Origin of the sequence: Pseudomonas sp. MEJ086 (assembly GCF_030209025.1) — a bacterium.
GTDB classification, from domain to species: Bacteria; Pseudomonadota; Gammaproteobacteria; order Pseudomonadales; family Pseudomonadaceae; genus Aquipseudomonas; species Aquipseudomonas fulva_A.
Genome location: NZ_JARVSV010000048.1, coordinates 15,503 through 32,794 on the forward strand (window position 1 = coordinate 15,503; position 17,292 = coordinate 32,794).

Below are 17,292 nucleotides of genomic sequence, written 5' to 3' on the forward strand. Positions count from 1 at the left end.
ATATAGGGTTTGGTTGATATGGGCGGGCCAGGCCCAAAGGGCGCCGGCTGCTCTCCTATCGATGCGCGGTCGTCAGGCGACCTCGGCTTCGTTTTTGTCGGTGAGCAGTGCGGCGGCGGCCACGACGTAGGCGCGCACGCTGGCCATACCCGGCATCGTTACCACCTGGGCGGCTTTGCCTTTTGAGTCGGCCTGCAAAATGCCTCTGGCGATCAGCTCGCGATTGGCGTTGCGCAGGTTCATGCCCCGGAACACTTCGTCGCGCCACGCTGTGGAGAGGAAGTAGTAAGTCACCGTGGTGTACAGGGCATCGCCGTAGCTGTGATCCACCGTGCGACGGAACCCAAGTCGATCTGTCGTGCGCGGCGCATGGTCGTCCGTCTTGGCGGCGATACCGTCCCAGCGTGTAAACCGGCTCTCCCCAAAGCGCTCCACCACCAAGCGTAGCCGGGCAACGATGGCATCGCCTTCGAGGTTGCCGGCGCCGCCACGCTCGGCCAGCCACGCAGAGAGGCAGACACGCGCGGCGCTCGTAGCTGTGCCGTCTGGCCAACCCGTTACGCCCAGTGATGTGGCAAGCTCGCCTGCGGCAGCAGCCAGGCCGAAGCGTGAGGCAGCGCGCACGGCTTGGCCGCTTGCCGTAGCTGGAAGCGCCTCAGTGACGAAACGTTCCACCGTCCGCCTGAGCATGGCGACATAGCCCAGGCGTTTGCCTGGCTCACTGATCGCCTCAAGAAAGGCCACGAGCGCTGTGCCGTAGTAACGAGACACGCGGACCTTGAGTGCGTCCGAAAGCTCGGCCGCATCATTGAAGCCATGCAGATCCTCGAACAGCCCCAGACCTTTGCCAGCATCAGCCGGCACCGCGATCATGCGCACGTCCATGCCCGCCTTCTGTTCCTTGTTGGCTTCGGCCATGTGCTGAGCAAGTGTCTTCTCGCCTGTGCTGAGAAACAGCAGGCGCCACTCCTGAACCTGGCGGCCGGCCTGGCCGCGATCATTGGCACGCGCTTTACCGGTGCCGTTGCCTAGCATGTAGACCGTTTCGCCAATGATGCGCGGGTCGCACATGCCGATTTCGTCGAGCACTAGCAGCCCGTCCGAGTGCGCTGCCGCGATGCTCTCCAAAGCGTTGTCAGTCGAGCGCCAGGAGCGCACCAGGCGCGGGCCACCGTATACGGATGCCGCGGCTTGCAGGTGCGTGGTCTTGCCGCCGCTGCTGTCGCCGTAGATGTGAAAGCCTCCGGACTCCGCACCGAGCAGTTGCAGCAGCGGCCCGGCAAAGGCCACGCCGACCACAAAGGCTAATCGGTGGTTACCCACGCACAGAGCACCGATTTGCTGTTGCCACTGCTGCAGCGTGCCTGCCTGCTCGATGGGCGGCAACTGGGCGCCGGCTTCGTAGAAGTGCAGGTGCTCAACGCTGTTACCGATCTGCCGATTCGGCAGCAAGTACGCCTCACCATGCCAACCTTGTCGAGTGACCAGGCGAGCGCGCTCCGCGCTATCGAAGCCCTGCAAATAGCTCTGCAGGTCATTACGGGAGTTACGGCCGGTACGGGTGCCGGCGAGCCGTAGGCCCATGTCTACCAGCGGCCCCAACACTTCCTTGCCGAAGTCACCCGCCATGCAGCGCTGTGGGATATTCCATCGCTTGCGGTCGCCGTCCGGGTCGTCGAACTCCACCAGCAAGCCCCAGTTGTGGCCTTTGCTGTCACGCGTGCGCGCGAGGATCTCCAGTCGCGAGCAAACAGGGCGCGCCTCGCCATCCTCACCGACATAGAACACACCGTCTTCTTTCACGCGAAAGCCTGTCGGTGCAGGCGCGGCCTTTTCCTGACGTGCAGCTTTGGCGACTGGTTTGGTGGGTTCTGGCAACTTCGCCTTGCTGGGTTTGGCCGGAGCATCAACAGACTTGACCAGCTCGCCACTCCGCTCCAGCTCTGCCAGGTGAAGGGCCGTCCAGCCCATAGCCAGGGCATCGGCGGCGTCATCACCCACGGCCCACCCTGCGCCCTCAACGAATGCAGGCCGTTCACCCTCCATCACGGGCCGCTTGGTGAACGTCGCTAGATCTACCTGACGAACCGATGCCGCTCCGAGCTGCCGTAGATGTTCAGCCAAAGCCGCCATGCACTTTAGGCCCGGCGCGTCGTTGTCCGGCCAGAGCAACACGTCTCGACCTGCCAGCGCTGAGAAGTCCGCCTTCTGCCAAGAGTTCGTGCCATTCGGCCAGCACGAGGCCACGTAGCCAGGCAGCAACACAGCGGCAGCATCCGCCGCTTTCTCGCCTTCGCAGAGCACCACCGGCGCAGCAGCTTCACTGTGTATGGCATCGAGGTGCAGCAGTGGCCGTGGTGCTGGTAATCCCTGCCAGCGCCACGCACTCGTGCCACCGTTTGAAGGCATGCACCAGGTGAGCGGCGCGAAGACCTTGCGCGGTGCGCCGGTCTCGTCTGGCTTCAGGTCAAAGCGGTAGAGCACCATCACCGGTTGGCCATCGGTGGCTTTGTAGATCCACACCTTCGAGGGCTGCCCGTGCTGGCGGTGCCGCTTCGGGATCTGCTGCATGGCCTGATCGGGGATCGGCTGTACAGGCGCCCATTCCGGCGCTTTGGGCTTGCCTGCCTCGGAAGTTGCCAACACGCCACCCGCCGTCACGCTGAGGAAGTCCGCCAGCTTGTTGCAGGCTTCCACATCGCTGCCGCCATCGAGGTAGCGCACCAGATCAATCAAGTCGCCGCCCTTGTCGCCGGTGGCGAAATCGCTCCACGTACCTTTAGCCAAATTTACCTTGAGCGAGCCTGCGTTCTTATCAGCACGGGTAGGGTTAGGCGCGGTGTATTCCTTGCCGCCGTCGACGCGCTTGCCCCCGGGTAGCCAGTGCGATAGCACGCGCTCGATGGCCTGCAGGGCGGCGCGCTTCACTTCGGCAAACGTTGGGCGCTTCTTGGGTTTGCGGTTGTCGGTCATTGGTCTACCTCCAACTGCTTAGCACCGCTGAACAGCTCGTGGGCAGTGCTTCTTACCATCACACCCAAGGCCGAAACTGCGTGAAGCAAGGCATTCGTTTCGTCATGCTCCAGCTCGCGCTCGGCCAGCAGTAGCCCAATTCCCTCTAAGCCGATACCCGCTGCGACCAATGCATCGCTCTTGCGCTGAACATCGCTCAGGAAAAAATTATTCTTTGGTGAGGGCTTATGCATTGGGCGCCTCCGTGACGACTTCACCGACAGAGCTCGCATCTACCAATGCCTTGGCCATTTCAACCAGATACTGGATAGCGAACACCTCGGTGCCGCGAATACCGTCATCACCTACATTCATGGCCAGATCGACGACAGTCCCAAGAATGCAGGAGGCACGGCTCAGAGCTTCTTCAACAGGCATGCCTGCATTGACTGAAACGAGAGGCTTCCCCGCTACCTCGAACAGGCCCTCAACCCGTGTCGCGAAAATTGCGCGGCGTGTCATTGCTCACCCCCAGCTGGCTGAGCTGAGGTCGTAGTGGAGCCGCCATGGCTGGCGAGGATACGGATGGTTTCGACAGCTCCCTGAACATCCATAAGGGCATTGAACAGGATGGAGTCCGAGAACCGCGCATCGGAGCCTGGCGTACTGAATTGGCCAGACAAGAGATAGAGAACAGCCATTGCGCGGTCACATGCAGCGCTAATGGCATCAATTGGCACTCCATGCTCCACATCGCTACGCACACCCAAGAGAGTCTCAGGCGAGGCAGCGTCCAGGCTGATCGATTGTTTACGCATTGGCCACCTCCTGCGCTTCTAAAGCGCGAGCCTTGGCCATGGCTGCGTTGTAGCGAGCCAGGCGAACGGAGAGAGAAGAATTCGCGTGCAAAGCGGCCATGGCCATTGCCTTGTGCGCGGCGATGCGGGAACTGATAGAGGAGAGGGCATGTGTGATCATTTGGCCTCCTCCTTCAGGAAGAAGCGGCGGTAAACGTCGTAGCGAGCATCGTTGAGGCCGGGCAGGAAGCGGGCGGCCAACTGCTCGTCGGCATGGGATTCGATAAGGGAGGTGAGGCGCTGGAGCTCGACGGGCGTCGAGTAGCGGAGCAGGACTTTCAACAGCTGGGTGCAGTAAGCCTTGCGCAATTCTGGGGAGAGGGCGGACGGATTGGGGGCGTGCGTATGTTTCATGGTGTGAGGCTCCTTGATTCGAGGAACCGCCACTCCCTGCTGCAAAACAGGATTGGGTGGCGGCTGTACGCAGGTTTGCAGACCGGGAATCAAGGAATCCGGCGCGCTCGAAAGCGCCCTGCGCACAGCCACCATAAAACGAAATTGCGGGCACAAAAAAAGCGCCTGCTCTCGGTACGATGGCGCTTGTGCGCCTTGATTTAGTCGGGCTGCAAAACCCGGCCGCTGAATTTGCAGCGACGTGGGCAGAGTAGCCTGGGAAATGTTGGAGCGCAAGCCGACGAACTCTGCGAGCGAGTTGCACGGCGCCGGGCCTTGCCATAGAGTAATTGGGCACAGTGATTTACCTCAGACGCCTCCGGTTGCAGCCGGGGGCGTTTTCGTTAGTGGGTCGTAGGCGCGTGTTCGAGCTTCAGCCAGGTCAGGTGCTTGCCTAGCTGAGCCTTCTGATGCATCTGCTCCAGCAGCGCAGGGTTGGCCATGACATTTGGTACCAACTGCCTGGCGTCCTTGATCACCACATCGCGCGGCGTCTCGACCGCCAGCATTCCCCAGGCCAGGGTTGGCCAGATCAGCACGAGCACATGAGCGCCTCGGTCGATGGCTTGGTCTCGGAGTTTCCGCAGGTTGATCAGGCGTTCTCTGTTGGGCGCTACCGAGCCGAGCTCGTCCAGCGCTTCCAGGGCTTCGTGAGGGAGAAAAACCGGTGTCATGCCGCGTCCCTCCCACGTGCCGCGATGCGTGCACGCACCCAGGCTTGCACCTCACTCAGAACCCAGGCCACTGGCGCGCCACGGGCAGTGCTGTCGCTCAGCTTCACCGGCAGGGGAAAGCCGCTCTCCGGTTGGCGCATCAACTTGTAGATGGTCGGCCTGGCCAACCCGACGATGCTTTCTACTTCGGGCATACGAATCAGCGTCGTCGCTGGATCGAGCTGGGTCAGATCGATAACAGCGGGTTTGCGCTTGGCCTTCGCCAGCGACTCGGCACTCATGCCGCACCGCCTTCAGCGCGGCGGCGCGCTTTGAGATAAGACGCTACATCCTGCCGGCGATAGCGCACACGGCTACCGACTTTGACGTACGGCAGCGGGTTACGCCGCGAGCTGCGCCAAGCTGCCAGGGTGCGGTGGGAGAGCCCAAGCGCTGCTGCCACCTGTTCAGGCGTGAGCAGGTCAGCGGGGGAGAACGGCAGTAGCTGCGGGGGGCGGTTCTGTGTGGTAGCCATCAGTAGCGTTCCTGATCGTGGTAGAGACAGGAGAGAAGGCTACTGAGCGGAAAAAAAAGGCAGTCACTACTTTTTCTGCGTTGCCAGAAAAAGCCTCTAGGCTTTCGAGCAAGGTAGGTGCAGATCGCCTCGTGCGGGCCCTCCGCTATACAGAATTCAACTTCCGCACTCGGGATGCCTTCATGGTCTAGGATTTCGCTGTGGCTAACCGGCAGGGAGAGGGCAATGAGTAAGGCAGGGATTCAATCAAACAGAGGGGATGGATATCAGACCCTAGTAGCTTTTGACTGGGCATTAAGCGTTTTATCGGATCCAGATTACAAATGGCTCGAAGTTGATTCCGCTACATCACCCGTAGATGATGTGGTTATTGAAAAAGCAAATGGATCAAAAATCTATTGTCAATGCAAAAAGAACCAAACGAATTTCAAGGCATGGTCAGTATCTGATCTGTCGGATGAGCTTGTTAAGGCTCTAGAACAGTTAACGGTAGACCCAAGTGCAGATATTCGTTTTTATTCTCGTAGCAACTTTGGTGATCTGGCTGCGTTGCGCGAGTACAGCACTAACTACGCTGATGAGAGCTCCTATAAAGCTAATCTCGGGAGCGCGCATGAAGAAACTAATTCCAAGTTGGAGCAAATATTAGTTGCTAAGGGTAGCAGGTTTTCATCTTACGATTTTTTAAGTCACATCAACTTTGAGGTCAGTGATAATCTTGAGCGCATGAATACCAAAATTCATGAGCGCCTGCGTCAATTGGTGACTAACTGTTCCAGCGCTTACAGCAAACTCTGGACGAGAATCGATCATCTCGGTATGCGAACTGATGGCAACGGTCAAAGTATCGCTGTACAGCATCGAATTTCGAAGGAGAGCATTAAAGAGTTACTCGATCAAGCAGGCTCAATACTGAGTCCTTCTATGGATGTCGCGGAAATCCGTTTAGCTTTTGAAAGCGTCTCCACTATAGGCCGTGCCTGGCGTCGTGACATAGGGGGGCATTATGTCTCGAGCGTACTTGTTGAAAGAATACTTGAAGAGATTAAGCGCAAGCCTCGATCACTTCTAGTCACTGGGCTACCAGGTGCCGGAAAAACCTGTGTACTACTCACCTTGCAAGAACGGCTCGAAAACCTGGCAATCTCTAACAGTGCTATTTTTCCGCTGTTCATACAGTCTCGGGAGTTTGCTGACTTCGCCACGACTCAAGAACGGGCAGCTCAAGGCCTGCCAGAGCACTGGGTAGAACGAGTGGCAAGGCTTGCTGAACAAGTACATGTAGTGGTAGTTGTTGATTCCCTTGATGTATTGTCAATAGCCCGTGAACATAATGTGCTTCAATATTTTTTAGCCCAGATAGATAGGCTTTCACTAATTTCCAATGTGACGATAGTGACTGCATGCAGAGACTTCGATCGTCAATTTGATAGGCGTATTGCACAACGGAAGTGGAGTAGCGAGTTTAGATGTGAGCCGTTGGATTGGAAGCTCGAAATTGCACCTCTGCTTGGAGAACTGGGAATAGATGTTAACTTGGTTGATGTCGTCACGCGTCAGTTGATTAGTAATCCACGAGAACTAGCTTTATATGTGGAGCTGGCTCAGAAAAGTGGTAGCTTTAATATAGTGACTAGTCATGCATTGGCTCAACGCTATCTCGTCACTACTGTGCAATCTGAAAATGCTTTAGGTGATAAGGCTATGCAAGCCATTGAAGCCTTGGCCGTTGAAATGTTGAAGATAAGAAGCCTAGCTGTTTCGCGTCAGCGCTTTACCGCCTCTCAAGAAATCCTTAACTTACTGCTAAGTCACAATGTTTTACGAGAAACTCAAGATGCGAAGTTGATATTTGGTCATCAAACTTTATTGGATGTGTTGGTGATCAGTGACGCGCGGCGCCAAGGAGTTACGCTAAATGATTTTATTCAGAGTCTGTCGCCTGTACCTTTCGTGCGCCCCAGCATACGCAGTTTTGTTAACCAGCTGGCTTCTGACGAGGATCGTAAAGTATTGCGCAGGCAATTACGAGCAGTGTTGACTGGGAGTCATGCTTTCCATATTCGGCGCTTGGTAGCTGAATGCTTCGCAGAGCAATCCCCAGTAGATGACGACTGGTCTTTAATTCGAGATCTACGCAGTCAGCATCGAGATGTATTTCAAGTGATTTACGGACAAGCCAAAACAATTGAATGGTACCGCTTTTGGTTTAAATATTTAGTCCCAATGCTAAAAGATATGCGGGACACAGATGGGCTCTTGATACATGTAAATTATGTGCAGAAATGGATAAAGGAAGACTCAGGTGAAGTTCTCAATTTTTGGTCGGAGATGTTAGCGCTTGACTGGATGCCAAAGGAAAAAATGTCACGGCAGCTAGAGTTTGCATTGTCGGAAATTGAGTTGGCAGATATGTCTGGAGTAGCTGACTTACTGATGCGCTTAATTGAGCTACCCCAGGCTGAGCATAGTGCGCTTGGTCGAGCTCTGGCGAAGTGTGTAAAGAAAGGTGCAGTGAATGACGAGGTGCTTTGGCAATATATCGCCAGGGACATCAAAGAAGAAGATGTGCTTGGATATGATTTCGACGGCAAGCTGCGATGCCAATCTTACGATTTCGGTAATAGCAAAGATGATTTTCTTACTAGTCGTATGCTTAAGTCTACAGCATTGCTGGACGTAGCTATTGCTGATCTAGAACGCTGGAGTCGCTTAAAGGGCGGGCGCTACGGCAGGGCGCCGCGGTCATATCGCTGTGAGTTTTTAGATGACTCTTCTTATATTGATGCTCACAAAAAATCCGATTTCAATCACTCGAGTGGCTTGCGTATTCTCCTTAATGCTGTCGAGGCGGGCATTGTTCATCAGGCCTTTGCACAAGGAGAATGGTGGAATAGCAATCGTAATAGGCTTTGTTTCAGTGAAGAGGGGGCTTTAAGGTATTTTGCTATTCAAGCATTTATTAAGAATCCTGGCACCAATTTGGATTTGATAGGGCAGATGTTGTCTGATACATCTTTTTTAGACTCCGAACTTTCTTATGAGCTTGGTTCACTATTGAAGATTTCATTTTCGCTACTTGATGCCGTTGTTCAGGACTCTGTGCAAGATGCTTTGTTATTACTCAACGAAAACGAGATAAGTGACACCAATTGCTTTGAATGGATTGTGTTAAAGCGGGCATGCATGATTATTACCATCCCGAATTATTTACGTAATGAAGCCGCTCAAAAAATAGTCAGACTTGCTGAAGATATATGTTGGCCATTGGTTCGCCAACCGCATATTAAAAGCTGGGGTGGCATGGTTGGTGCGCCATTTTCCCATGAGATATTTCTCGATCTGAGTGATGCTGGCGTTTTAAGATTGATTGCTCATTATAATGGATATACTAGCAACTGCTCTTACGACTTCTTGAATGGTGGAGAGGAAGAGGTGGGGCGCCAATTGGGCTCTGCGGCATCTCTCGCCCCTAGCCGATTTATGAAGTTCCTTACGGCTAATAGGGCCGAGATTTCGAGCTCTTTCCGAAATGAAATATTAGATGGCGTAGCTACTTACCTAGCGCAGCGCTACGGTAATTTGCAAAAAAATGCCAATTGGAGTCCGAGGGAAGATCCTGAGTCGTTGCCGCTGGCGTTAGAAATTATCGAGGAGATCGAAAGCCATCAAGACTACTGGCATCACAATCGGGCCGCCTCCAAGGCAATAGAGGGTTGTGCTTACATAGTTACTGGCCCGCAGGAGGTGTTGCGGTTGACGACGCTAGCGATGAGTTTTTCCGATCAGCTTGAGGGGAGTTCAATCTCTGGTGAATCAGTTGATTTGCTGACTACCGGGATTAACATGACACGTGGTAATGCTGCCGAGACAGTCATGATCCTGGCTAATAATCTTCTTCAACGCGGGGAGGCGTGTCCGGATAAGTTAATAGATGCTCTGCGAGTATTCGCGTCAGATGAAAGTCCCGCGATCCGCGCCTTAATTTTAAGTCGTCTTCCTTATCTGCAAAGTAAAGATCCTGAGCTGGGCTGGGAACTGTTTGACCTGGCAACTCGTAGCTGTGCTGAGGGGCTGTGGAGTAATGCAGAGCATTGCCTCTATTACGCCTATCATAATCGCTTCGATTTGGTGCGGCCTAGACTCGCACAACTAATGCGAGATGGAGTAGGAAAAGATCTAGTTACCTGGGGCCGTATTAGTGCCTTGGCTGCGCTTTCAAAGCGTATAGATTCAAATGATTTGCTCGTTGACTTGGCTAGCCTAAACTCAGCTGATGCGTGGCGCGGTGCTGCGAGTGTCTGGGGGCATCCTGAGAACGCTGCACAGCATAGAGATGAGTGCATTAACGGCCTGAGCGCCGGCGCGAGCACGGCAAACCCTAACGCATCAGTTGTCGCAAATAAGATCACCAACCTTTTCCGTGAGTCATCACCTTTTATAGGCATACCGGCAGAGCTCATCCGGCGTCTCTTCGTTGTGTTTCAAACCGACAACGAAAACTCCAGAAGAGACGTATATGGATTTGAAGCTTGGCTGAACACATTAGCAACATTGGAGCCCAATATAGCACTTGAGATAGTTGAGATATATCTTGATTTTGTGCGAAGAACTACAGCATATCTTTACGATCATGACAACCATCTCATGCAGTTGCTCACTAGGCTCTTTGCCCAGGCTGAAGAACAAGAAGAGTCTGATGATGGCGCAATGTTGCGGCGCGTGGTAACGATGCAGGACACTTTATTAGCTCTAGGGGTCGCTGGGGTTAGCGAGTGGCTCAAAGTTGCGGAGAGGCCCTAAACTGGATAAGAGATTTGTTTAGGCTATTCGTCGCGTGATGGCCTTTGCCTTAATCGAGTAACAAGGCTAGCCATCAGATTTTGGCCAAACGCAATGAGATATTGACCTCCATCATGCCAACGTCCCGCGCAACAAGTAGCCTCCAGCCCCTGGAGCTGGTTTGTATGCCGCTCAAAAAATTAGTAATCGAGCATATATTTTTATTTATCATTTTTCTTAGCAATTACACCGAAAATAATTGGTATCACAGCCTTTAGTGCGGATGCTAGTTTTAATTCCTGATCTTAACGATCAAGGTGGAGCCATCGTTCCTCTAGGCGAGCCAGTGCGCAGGTTGGTTCGCCTTGACCCACAGATAGTTTAAATTCGATGGGCCAAGCGCCGACTGCTGTGATGCGATCACGCTCTAGAATCCGAACGAATCGAAGTTGCCCATATGGTGTTTTTAAATTAGAAAAAATTATTGCAATTTCACCGCGTGTAATAGTGCTTGAAATGGGGGTCGTTTTCAGTGTTTTAATATCTTTATAGCTTTTCCAAGCTGAGACGCATAGCCACCCGAAGAACACCGCTGTTATCGCGCTGGTTGTGGCGAATGCAAGATACTTAAATGCCAGAATTATTATCGGGAAGCGCTCTGCCCAACGCAGAAATGCCACTCCTACTCCCAGTAGTACGAGCACTATTACCGCAATTGCCGCGTTTTCTAGCAGCTTGCTGCTCTTAAAAAACTCCTTGGCCAATCTTCCTAGTAGTGACCAATCGAGCAAAAGTACAGATGTTATGGCCAAAGCCAGTGCGTATTCTACGCGCCAGTTATCGCACCAAGATAATGGGCATGAAAATCCTTCGCTAGCGATCAGATCTGCATGCGTTAAACTTATAATGCTTGTGAGCATTAAAGCTATGCCACCATACAATCGAATCGCCGGTATTAAATGGTCGGAAAATCTCCGCCCAAATAGCCAGTTAGATAGAGCAGGCATACGACTAGAGGAGTTCGAAATTTTTAATTTTCTCTTGGCCTGAGCTCTAAGCGGTGCCTGCATTGCAGCGCCGAATAAGCTCATGATTACCCCATAGAAGAGCATGCTTCCTGCGAGGCCGGGAGATAGTATAATTGCGGATAAGGCTGCGCCAATCGATGTACGCATATTATGGAGGCGCCATTGGGCAGTCTGGTAAACACCTCTCAATGCATCTGAAAGCGAAAGGCTTAATAAAAGACTTTTACGGTTGGCCCAATAGTTTTGATCTGGTATGTTCATGACATATTGAGTAATGCTTTCTTCTAGAGCCGAATTCATTTTTGGTAGCTGCCTACACGCTCGAAAAGCTGTCTCCTGCAGCCAACTGTCTTGCCCGCTGATCGCAACTAACAATACCGGAGCCGCTTTGGATTCCGTTAGCAGGCCCGTGGCCTCTAGGCAGATCTTCGCCAGAATCAAGCTTTCGCCATTAGTGACGTGATCCATCACAAAGGCACTTAATGCTTCCTCAAATTGAGCGATAGCGCTTCTGCGCGCGCCGAATGCATCAATTAGAAATCGTAGGCAGTGGATAGCACGTAACCTTAGATCAGGGTCATTAAAGTTCGCAGTAATCTCATCCCAACATAATTGGGCAATTCTTACAGCTTCCGTCTCGTCGCATAGTTGTGCGTAAAGTACGAGTGCGTCACGGCCACGCGAGTCAGTTGGAATATGCGAGATAGGAACGTCTGCCGGATTAGACAGTAATTTGGCTGTCACAAAGTACTCAAGGAACCGACGGTGAACGAACGCAAAAGATTTCTCTTCACCGTGAGTGACTCGGGCGATCCGAGCATAGTCAAGTATTTCTAAAACAGTTTCTATTTCTTCTGAGTTGAAGTGCTCCTTGATTAGCTTTACAGGCGCCTCAAGTCCAAATGTCGATGATTTGAATACGAACCATGCAATTTCCACTGAAACAGATTTCACACGCTCAGCAGAAATAGCTGCGCGCCCAAGTTTGGGTGCACAAGTATCTAGGCGAATGTTGATGTAGCCTTCGAATATTTGAGGTTGATTGATTGGCAGATCGCGATGAGCTTTGACCCAGGTACCCAACAGAGCCATCATGAAAGGATTCCGAGCTAACGGGATCAAATCAGTACGTTGAGTGAATAGTTTGCGCCGAAGCGATTTATCGAATTCGGGATGGCGGCTAAGTGCATCCGAGATGCTTGCTTCAGATAGCGGCCTGATTTCTAGTAGTTTCTGAGCTTGGAATGCTTGAGTCGGCCTCCTGAAAATTCGCGAGGCAAGGACGCCACGCGATAGGGGATGCGTAGTTATAAACCGAGAGATTACATCTGAAAGTGCATTGATAACTTCGGAGTCTTCATTGGCGTCCAGTAACTCTGACATTTCGTCAAATGAGTCAAATATGAAAAATAGTCGCCCCGCACTCCATAATTTTCGGAAATAGTTATCTACGAATTCTTCGGTGAAGACATCTCCCCTCCGGCGAAGACTATCTAAGACGAAGGTTTCCAAATCGCTAACTTTGAACTGGATGCCGTTAGTATGTTCGATTTCAGAGCGCACCCATTCGCGCAAATTGATGTAAATTGGGATGCGGCTACTATTAACTTCAGAAAACATATCACGCGCAAGCTTTCGAAGGGCAACGCTCTTACCCGCGCCGGGGACTCCGAGTATCAAAAATGCCCTCGCGTGCCGATCTTTGCGAATCGCTTCTTGAAGGTTAACAATCTTTCTGCGGGAAGTAACACCGTTGCTCGATAAGATTTCTACTTCAGCTTGAAGCTCAGTGTAATACTCAGGGCTCCAGTTACTCTTATGGTCGATTGTAATTAGATCATGAAGCAGCGCATTGCAAAACGCCTCCAGTTTATGTTTGAAACTTTCTTCAGGAAAGTCTCGATCTAACGGCACAGGGTGTCCACCTCCAATGGGGCCTTCACGCATGAAATAGTTCACGACGAAAATTACTGAAAATACAAATAAGAGGGTAAGCGGTGATGGCTGCTCGCTCATCCGCAAGCTCTTAATCCACTCCGGCGTTGCGGACAGCTGCGGACTACTCCATAGAGCGACCAGCAGATCATTGGCGAATCCTGCCCAGCCTCCCCAGGCTGCCGCTAAACCTAAGGCACCAGCAACACAGAGCACTCGAATCTTATTTTTTCCATAGCCCGCCGGCATTACCAGCGGACGCAGTAACAAAACCATCACTGCTATCAAAACTGCGAAGAAAAACGCAGCGCCTCCTGAAGCGTAGTAAGCCGCGCCTACTACGGACGCCACAATCAACAATACCGCGAGCACAAATCTGTGGTTGCCGGACACTTTCGACTCCATTCGAGAGCTTGCCAGCATGTGCCGACAAGAGAAAATCTATTTACTTTAACTGATGGTTTAAAACTGTTCATCTTTTAAAGCGCAGTTTTAGCAGGAATTTGTGTACAGCACTCTGCTGGCTTAATGAGAACGATCTCCCCTATGCCTCAAGCTGCAAAATCAAATCTTCTGAGGAAATAGTCCCGTAGAACCGCTTGCGAATCTATGAGGCTGGAGGCCTAGGCGTAGCTCTGACCTTTAAGCGCCGGAGTAGAGCGTGTGCGGCATACCGTGGCTAAGGGATGAATTCTATAGCTGGTTTTTGCCTGTCGGCCGGATCATATGCCTGTCATTTTTTATTTGGGTAGAGTCCTTGTGAGCGAAGGTACTTCCTGGTCGTAGGGGCGCTCAGATTCTTCGCTTTGCAGAGCGTCGTTACAAGCTCCGAGGGTGAGATGGATGGATCAAGCCGTAGCAGCCGTTTCGCCTCAGCGCATATTAACCTGGCACTATCAACAGCTTGCGCTCTGTTTGTCTCTGCACCTTTTTTTCCACCTGCACTGGAGCGAGATAGGTCAATTGCTGAAAGCATTTTATCGCTTATTCGAAAGCCTTTAGGTGCTTTGTATCGGCTCTCTATATACTGATAAATGCCAGCAGCAAACATCGCGAGGCGTGCCTCGCCCATGTAGTCGGCGTGGCTTACTCGCGCGCTTACTTCAATGTGCACTAGCTTCGCTCTGGCGCGCTCAATCTGGGCTTGACGCCGATCCGGAAAGTCGCCTGCCAAGTTCTGTGGGACGGATGTAATGAGGCTTTGGCTAAATTCGATTTGGTAGTCGTAGACCTCTCTCAGGCCTTCGACTGCATAGCAGATGGCAAGCGCCGCCATCAAGCCGGAGTCTGTAGCCGACTTGCTCGGATGGCTACACCGGCGAACTGTGTGCGCCAGGGCATTTAAATCGGAGAACTCGATCTCCTGTACTGCTGAGTCGAAACCGTGCCACACGGCGAGAATGTCCTCGGCTGCCCTGCGCTTAGGTTGAGCGTCTCTATTCAACCAAAACGCACGAGCGGCGTTCATCATGTCGAAAGAATCGTCGAGACGATCAGCTAGCTCAGCATAGAGGTCTAGCCCCCTGAACCGCTCCTCTAGTTCATCCAAGTTTTCCATCAATGGATCAAGGTAGATGCCGGCGATGTAAATACCGACTCCGGCTTCAGTCATCTCTCAACCCCGCGCCCAGCGATGTCACGTAGAAGCCTGCGATCAATTGCTGTCGTGTAGTTTTTTGCTGAGGTATGGGGCCGGCAGCTGGGAAAGGCGTGGTGCTGTGTTCTCTCATTTCATTACACCAATGGTGTAAAAAACACGTTGTGTATGGGCTGTTTAGAAAAGGTGTAAAAACGCCGTAGCCCTTAGTATGCGGGGCTATCAGCGCTGCGATTACACTTCCTACACCACTTACACCGGATTTGAGCGAGGGCCGAAGTTGCATCCTCAAACTACCTTCCCGAAGTTGACCGGTACCACGTTACCCCGCTCCAGATCGTCAAGGTGATCTGCGTACCACTGCATCATGCTGCGTCGCTGTTCCAGATAGATCGCCTTGTTGTACACACCGGCAATGCCATCCTCCGCATGGGATAACTGTGCCTCTACATGCTCCTTGGCAAAGCCGTGTTCACGCAGAGTGGTAGAGGCGACGTGGCGGAAGCCGTGACCGGTCTGTCGGCCGGCGTAGCCCATCCGCCGCAAAGCCATATTGAATGCCATGTTGCTGCGCGGCTTGGTGCGGCTGTTGCGACCAGGGAACAGCAGCGGATAGGAGCCGGTAAGGTTGCGCAGCTGCTCGATCGCTTCTAGCGCCTGACGAGACAGCGGCACCAGGTGAGGGCGACGGCGCTTCATGCGTTCAGCAGGTATCGACCATAGTCCGGTCTTGAGGTCGAACTCACTCCAGCTCGACTCGCGTAGCTCGCTGGGGCGTACTCCGGTGAGCATCAGCAGGCGCAGGCCAAGGCGAAGGTCATGTGCATGGGGGTAGGCGGCTATGGCCCGCAGGAGGGCGGGCAGTTCCTTGGCAGTGACGTGAGCATAATTCTCGGCTTGCTTGCTCTGCAGGAAGCGCTCCAGACCATCAAGCGGATTGTGAACCGCCCGGCCAGTGACCCGGGCCAGGTCGTATATCTCTTTGCATGAGCGGCGTACCCGGCTCATCTGCTCAATGATGCCTTTCTGTTCCATGCCTCTGAAGAACTCCATCCACTCGATAGGGAGGATCTCGTTATAGAGGCGGCGACCAAACACCGGGAAGACATGCAGCTCTAGCGCGCCGACGTTGCGCTTCGCTGTTGTCGGCGCCCAGGTTGCAACGCGAATATCAATCCACTCTCGGGCAAGTGCCTCGAAGGTATTGTTGGCTGCCTCTAGCGCAGCAGCTTGCCTAGCCTGCTTGCTGACGATGGGGTTTTTGCCGCCTGCAAGGTCTGTGCGTAGCTCGGCTGCCTTCTGCCTGGCGGCAGATCCGCTTACCTCGGGGTAACTTCCCAGGCCAAGCCATGACCATTTACCGTCCGGTTTCTTATAGCGGAGGTTCCACGACTTTTGCCCGTTGGGCTTTACCCGGAAGTACAGCCCGCCACCATCTAGTTCCCTGTAGGGCGCGCCCTCTGGCTCCAGGCCAGCTAGGGTCGTATCCGCCAGGGGGCGGCGCTTGATATCGCTGCGCTTCATGCCTTGTACACCACGGGTTCTAATTTGAGTCAGGTGTACACGCTGGTGTACACGGTGGTCAAGTATAGGGGTAGACAGAGGTATACAGGCAGATACAAGAAAGCCCGCACAGAGCGGGCTTTTCAGGGTGTTCTGTAGACTGCTGGAGACAGCGGTAAACAGCTATTTGGCGCACCAGGCGGGATTCGAACCCACGACCCCTGCCTTCGGAGGGCAGTACTCTATCCAGCTGAGCTACTGGTGCGTTGCGGGGCGCAATCATACGCATGTCGCTGGCGTGCGTCCATGCTGCTGGTGGGGCTCGTCTGGCGGGTGGGGAAGGCGGGCTTCGGCTATAAAGAGGGGCGGTGCGAATGCCGATGATCGGCTGGGTTGTTAATTTTCTCGAACGGCCTATTGCCCTTTAACCCTGCTGATCTTAGGATCTGTTTGATATTTCAAACGGTGCATGTGGTTACGCTGAACTCTGGGCGTTACACCCCGTTCGAACGGCCAGGCAGTGGCTAATCTGTCGCTCTACCCATACCTGGGTTCGCTCCCAGCTTCTTTCGTCATCTTCTGGTGCCGTGGTGCCAGGATAGAGGAGACCGCCATGCAACTGAAAGACGCTCAACTGTTCCGCCAGCAGGCTTTCGTCAACGGTGCCTGGGCTGATGCCGACAGCGGCCAGACCATCAAGGTGACCAACCCGGCCACGGGTGACGTGATCGGCACCGTGCCGAAGATGGGCGCGGCCGAGACTCGCCGTGCCATCGAGGCGGCCGACAAGGCGCTGCCGGCCTGGCGTGCGCTGACCGCCAAGGAGCGTTCCGCCAAGCTGCGCCGCTGGTATGAGCTGATGCTGGAGAACCAGGAAGACTTGGCGCGCCTGATGACCATCGAGCAGGGCAAGCCGCTGGCCGAGGCCAAGGGCGAAATCGCCTACGCGGCGTCCTTCATTGAGTGGTTCGCCGAAGAAGCCAAGCGCATCTATGGCGACACCATCCCGGGTCACCAGGCTGACAAGCGCCTGATCGTCATCAAGCAGCCGATCGGC

At 53.6% G+C, this 17,292-nt stretch carries 14 protein-coding genes and 1 tRNA gene; 2 read left to right on the forward strand and 13 right to left on the reverse strand.

What is annotated here, in order from left to right:
- Positions 1-72 precede the first annotated feature (72 nt).
- From QRN22_RS24795 to QRN22_RS24835, 9 genes are all read right to left on the reverse strand, one after another.
- Positions 73-2,973, reverse strand: coding sequence for a DUF927 domain-containing protein (locus tag QRN22_RS24795; RefSeq protein ID WP_042552915.1), 2,901 nt, complete (start codon positions 2,971-2,973; stop codon positions 73-75).
- Positions 2,970-3,206, reverse strand: a complete 237-nt coding sequence (locus QRN22_RS24800) for a hypothetical protein (RefSeq protein ID WP_042552916.1) — start codon at positions 3,204-3,206, stop codon at positions 2,970-2,972. Before QRN22_RS24800 ends, QRN22_RS24795 begins: the two co-directional genes overlap by 4 nt.
- Positions 3,199-3,474, reverse strand: a complete 276-nt coding sequence (locus QRN22_RS24805) for a DUF3077 domain-containing protein (protein WP_042552917.1) — start codon at positions 3,472-3,474, stop codon at positions 3,199-3,201. Before QRN22_RS24805 ends, QRN22_RS24800 begins: the two co-directional genes overlap by 8 nt.
- Entirely contained in the window at positions 3,471-3,770 is a 300-nt protein-coding gene (locus QRN22_RS24810) for a hypothetical protein (protein WP_042552918.1), read from the reverse strand. The genes QRN22_RS24805 and QRN22_RS24810 overlap by 4 nt, the downstream gene beginning before the upstream one ends.
- Entirely contained in the window at positions 3,763-3,930 is a 168-nt protein-coding gene (locus QRN22_RS24815; RefSeq protein ID WP_197076969.1) for a hypothetical protein, read from the reverse strand. The genes QRN22_RS24810 and QRN22_RS24815 overlap by 8 nt, the downstream gene beginning before the upstream one ends.
- Positions 3,927-4,163 (reverse strand): hypothetical protein, encoded by a 237-nt coding sequence (locus tag QRN22_RS24820; RefSeq protein ID WP_052493761.1) that lies wholly within the window; start codon positions 4,161-4,163, stop codon positions 3,927-3,929. Before QRN22_RS24820 ends, QRN22_RS24815 begins: the two co-directional genes overlap by 4 nt.
- Positions 4,164-4,546: 383 nt before the next feature.
- On the reverse strand, positions 4,547-4,876 hold the full coding sequence (locus QRN22_RS24825; RefSeq protein ID WP_042552919.1) for a hypothetical protein: 330 nt from the start codon (positions 4,874-4,876) through the stop codon (positions 4,547-4,549).
- Positions 4,873-5,070, reverse strand: a complete 198-nt coding sequence (locus tag QRN22_RS24830) for a helix-turn-helix transcriptional regulator (protein ID WP_231570125.1) — start codon at positions 5,068-5,070, stop codon at positions 4,873-4,875. Before QRN22_RS24830 ends, QRN22_RS24825 begins: the two co-directional genes overlap by 4 nt.
- Positions 5,071-5,153: 83 nt before the next feature.
- A complete protein-coding gene (locus tag QRN22_RS24835; protein WP_082045737.1) occupies positions 5,154-5,390 on the reverse strand; it encodes a helix-turn-helix domain-containing protein in 237 nt (78 codons plus the stop codon).
- A gap of 225 nt (positions 5,391-5,615) precedes the next feature.
- Between QRN22_RS24835 and QRN22_RS24840 the strand changes: the two genes are divergently transcribed.
- Positions 5,616-10,193 carry an AAA family ATPase gene (locus QRN22_RS24840; RefSeq protein WP_042552921.1) on the forward strand — a complete coding sequence of 1,526 codons (4,578 nt, stop codon included), beginning with the start codon at positions 5,616-5,618 and terminating at the stop codon, positions 10,191-10,193.
- Positions 10,194-10,477: 284 nt separating this feature from the next.
- Here the strand turns inward: QRN22_RS24840 and QRN22_RS24845 are convergent, their stop codons facing one another.
- From QRN22_RS24845 to QRN22_RS24860, 4 genes are all read right to left on the reverse strand, one after another.
- The gene (locus tag QRN22_RS24845) at positions 10,478-13,528 is read right to left on the reverse strand and encodes an NACHT domain-containing protein (RefSeq protein ID WP_082045738.1); all 3,051 of its coding nucleotides are present in this window, start codon (positions 13,526-13,528) and stop codon (positions 10,478-10,480) included.
- A 340-nt stretch (positions 13,529-13,868) separates the two neighbouring features.
- The gene (locus QRN22_RS24850; RefSeq protein WP_042552922.1) at positions 13,869-14,747 is read right to left on the reverse strand and encodes a hypothetical protein; all 879 of its coding nucleotides are present in this window, start codon (positions 14,745-14,747) and stop codon (positions 13,869-13,871) included.
- A gap of 273 nt (positions 14,748-15,020) precedes the next feature.
- A complete protein-coding gene (locus tag QRN22_RS24855; protein ID WP_042552923.1) occupies positions 15,021-16,256 on the reverse strand; it encodes a tyrosine-type recombinase/integrase in 1,236 nt (411 codons plus the stop codon).
- A 167-nt stretch (positions 16,257-16,423) separates the two neighbouring features.
- A tRNA-Arg gene (locus tag QRN22_RS24860) sits at positions 16,424-16,500 on the reverse strand.
- A 348-nt stretch (positions 16,501-16,848) separates the two neighbouring features.
- Here QRN22_RS24860 and QRN22_RS24865 point away from each other — a divergent pair.
- The coding region (locus QRN22_RS24865) for an aldehyde dehydrogenase family protein (RefSeq protein ID WP_285404366.1) at positions 16,849-17,292 on the forward strand (444 nt) is incomplete at its 3' end.

Coding starts and splice junctions, on each gene's coding strand:
- QRN22_RS24795 (WP_042552915.1), bottom strand. CDS start 2,973: ATGACCGACAACCGCAAACCCAAGAAGCGCCCAACGTTTGCCGAAGTG.
- QRN22_RS24800 (WP_042552916.1), bottom strand. CDS start 3,206: ATGCATAAGCCCTCACCAAAGAATAATTTTTTCCTGAGCGATGTTCAG.
- QRN22_RS24805 (WP_042552917.1), bottom strand. CDS start 3,474: ATGACACGCCGCGCAATTTTCGCGACACGGGTTGAGGGCCTGTTCGAG.
- QRN22_RS24810 (WP_042552918.1), bottom strand. CDS start 3,770: ATGCGTAAACAATCGATCAGCCTGGACGCTGCCTCGCCTGAGACTCTC.
- QRN22_RS24815 (WP_197076969.1), bottom strand. CDS start 3,930: ATGATCACACATGCCCTCTCCTCTATCAGTTCCCGCATCGCCGCGCAC.
- QRN22_RS24820 (WP_052493761.1), bottom strand. CDS start 4,163: ATGAAACATACGCACGCCCCCAATCCGTCCGCCCTCTCCCCAGAATTG.
- QRN22_RS24825 (WP_042552919.1), bottom strand. CDS start 4,876: ATGACACCGGTTTTTCTCCCTCACGAAGCCCTGGAAGCGCTGGACGAG.
- QRN22_RS24830 (WP_231570125.1), bottom strand. CDS start 5,070: ATGCCCGAAGTAGAAAGCATCGTCGGGTTGGCCAGGCCGACCATCTAC.
- QRN22_RS24835 (WP_082045737.1), bottom strand. CDS start 5,390: ATGGCTACCACACAGAACCGCCCCCCGCAGCTACTGCCGTTCTCCCCC.
- QRN22_RS24840 (WP_042552921.1), top strand. CDS start 5,616: ATGAGTAAGGCAGGGATTCAATCAAACAGAGGGGATGGATATCAGACC.
- QRN22_RS24850 (WP_042552922.1), bottom strand. CDS start 14,747: ATGACTGAAGCCGGAGTCGGTATTTACATCGCCGGCATCTACCTTGAT.
- QRN22_RS24855 (WP_042552923.1), bottom strand. CDS start 16,256: ATGAAGCGCAGCGATATCAAGCGCCGCCCCCTGGCGGATACGACCCTA.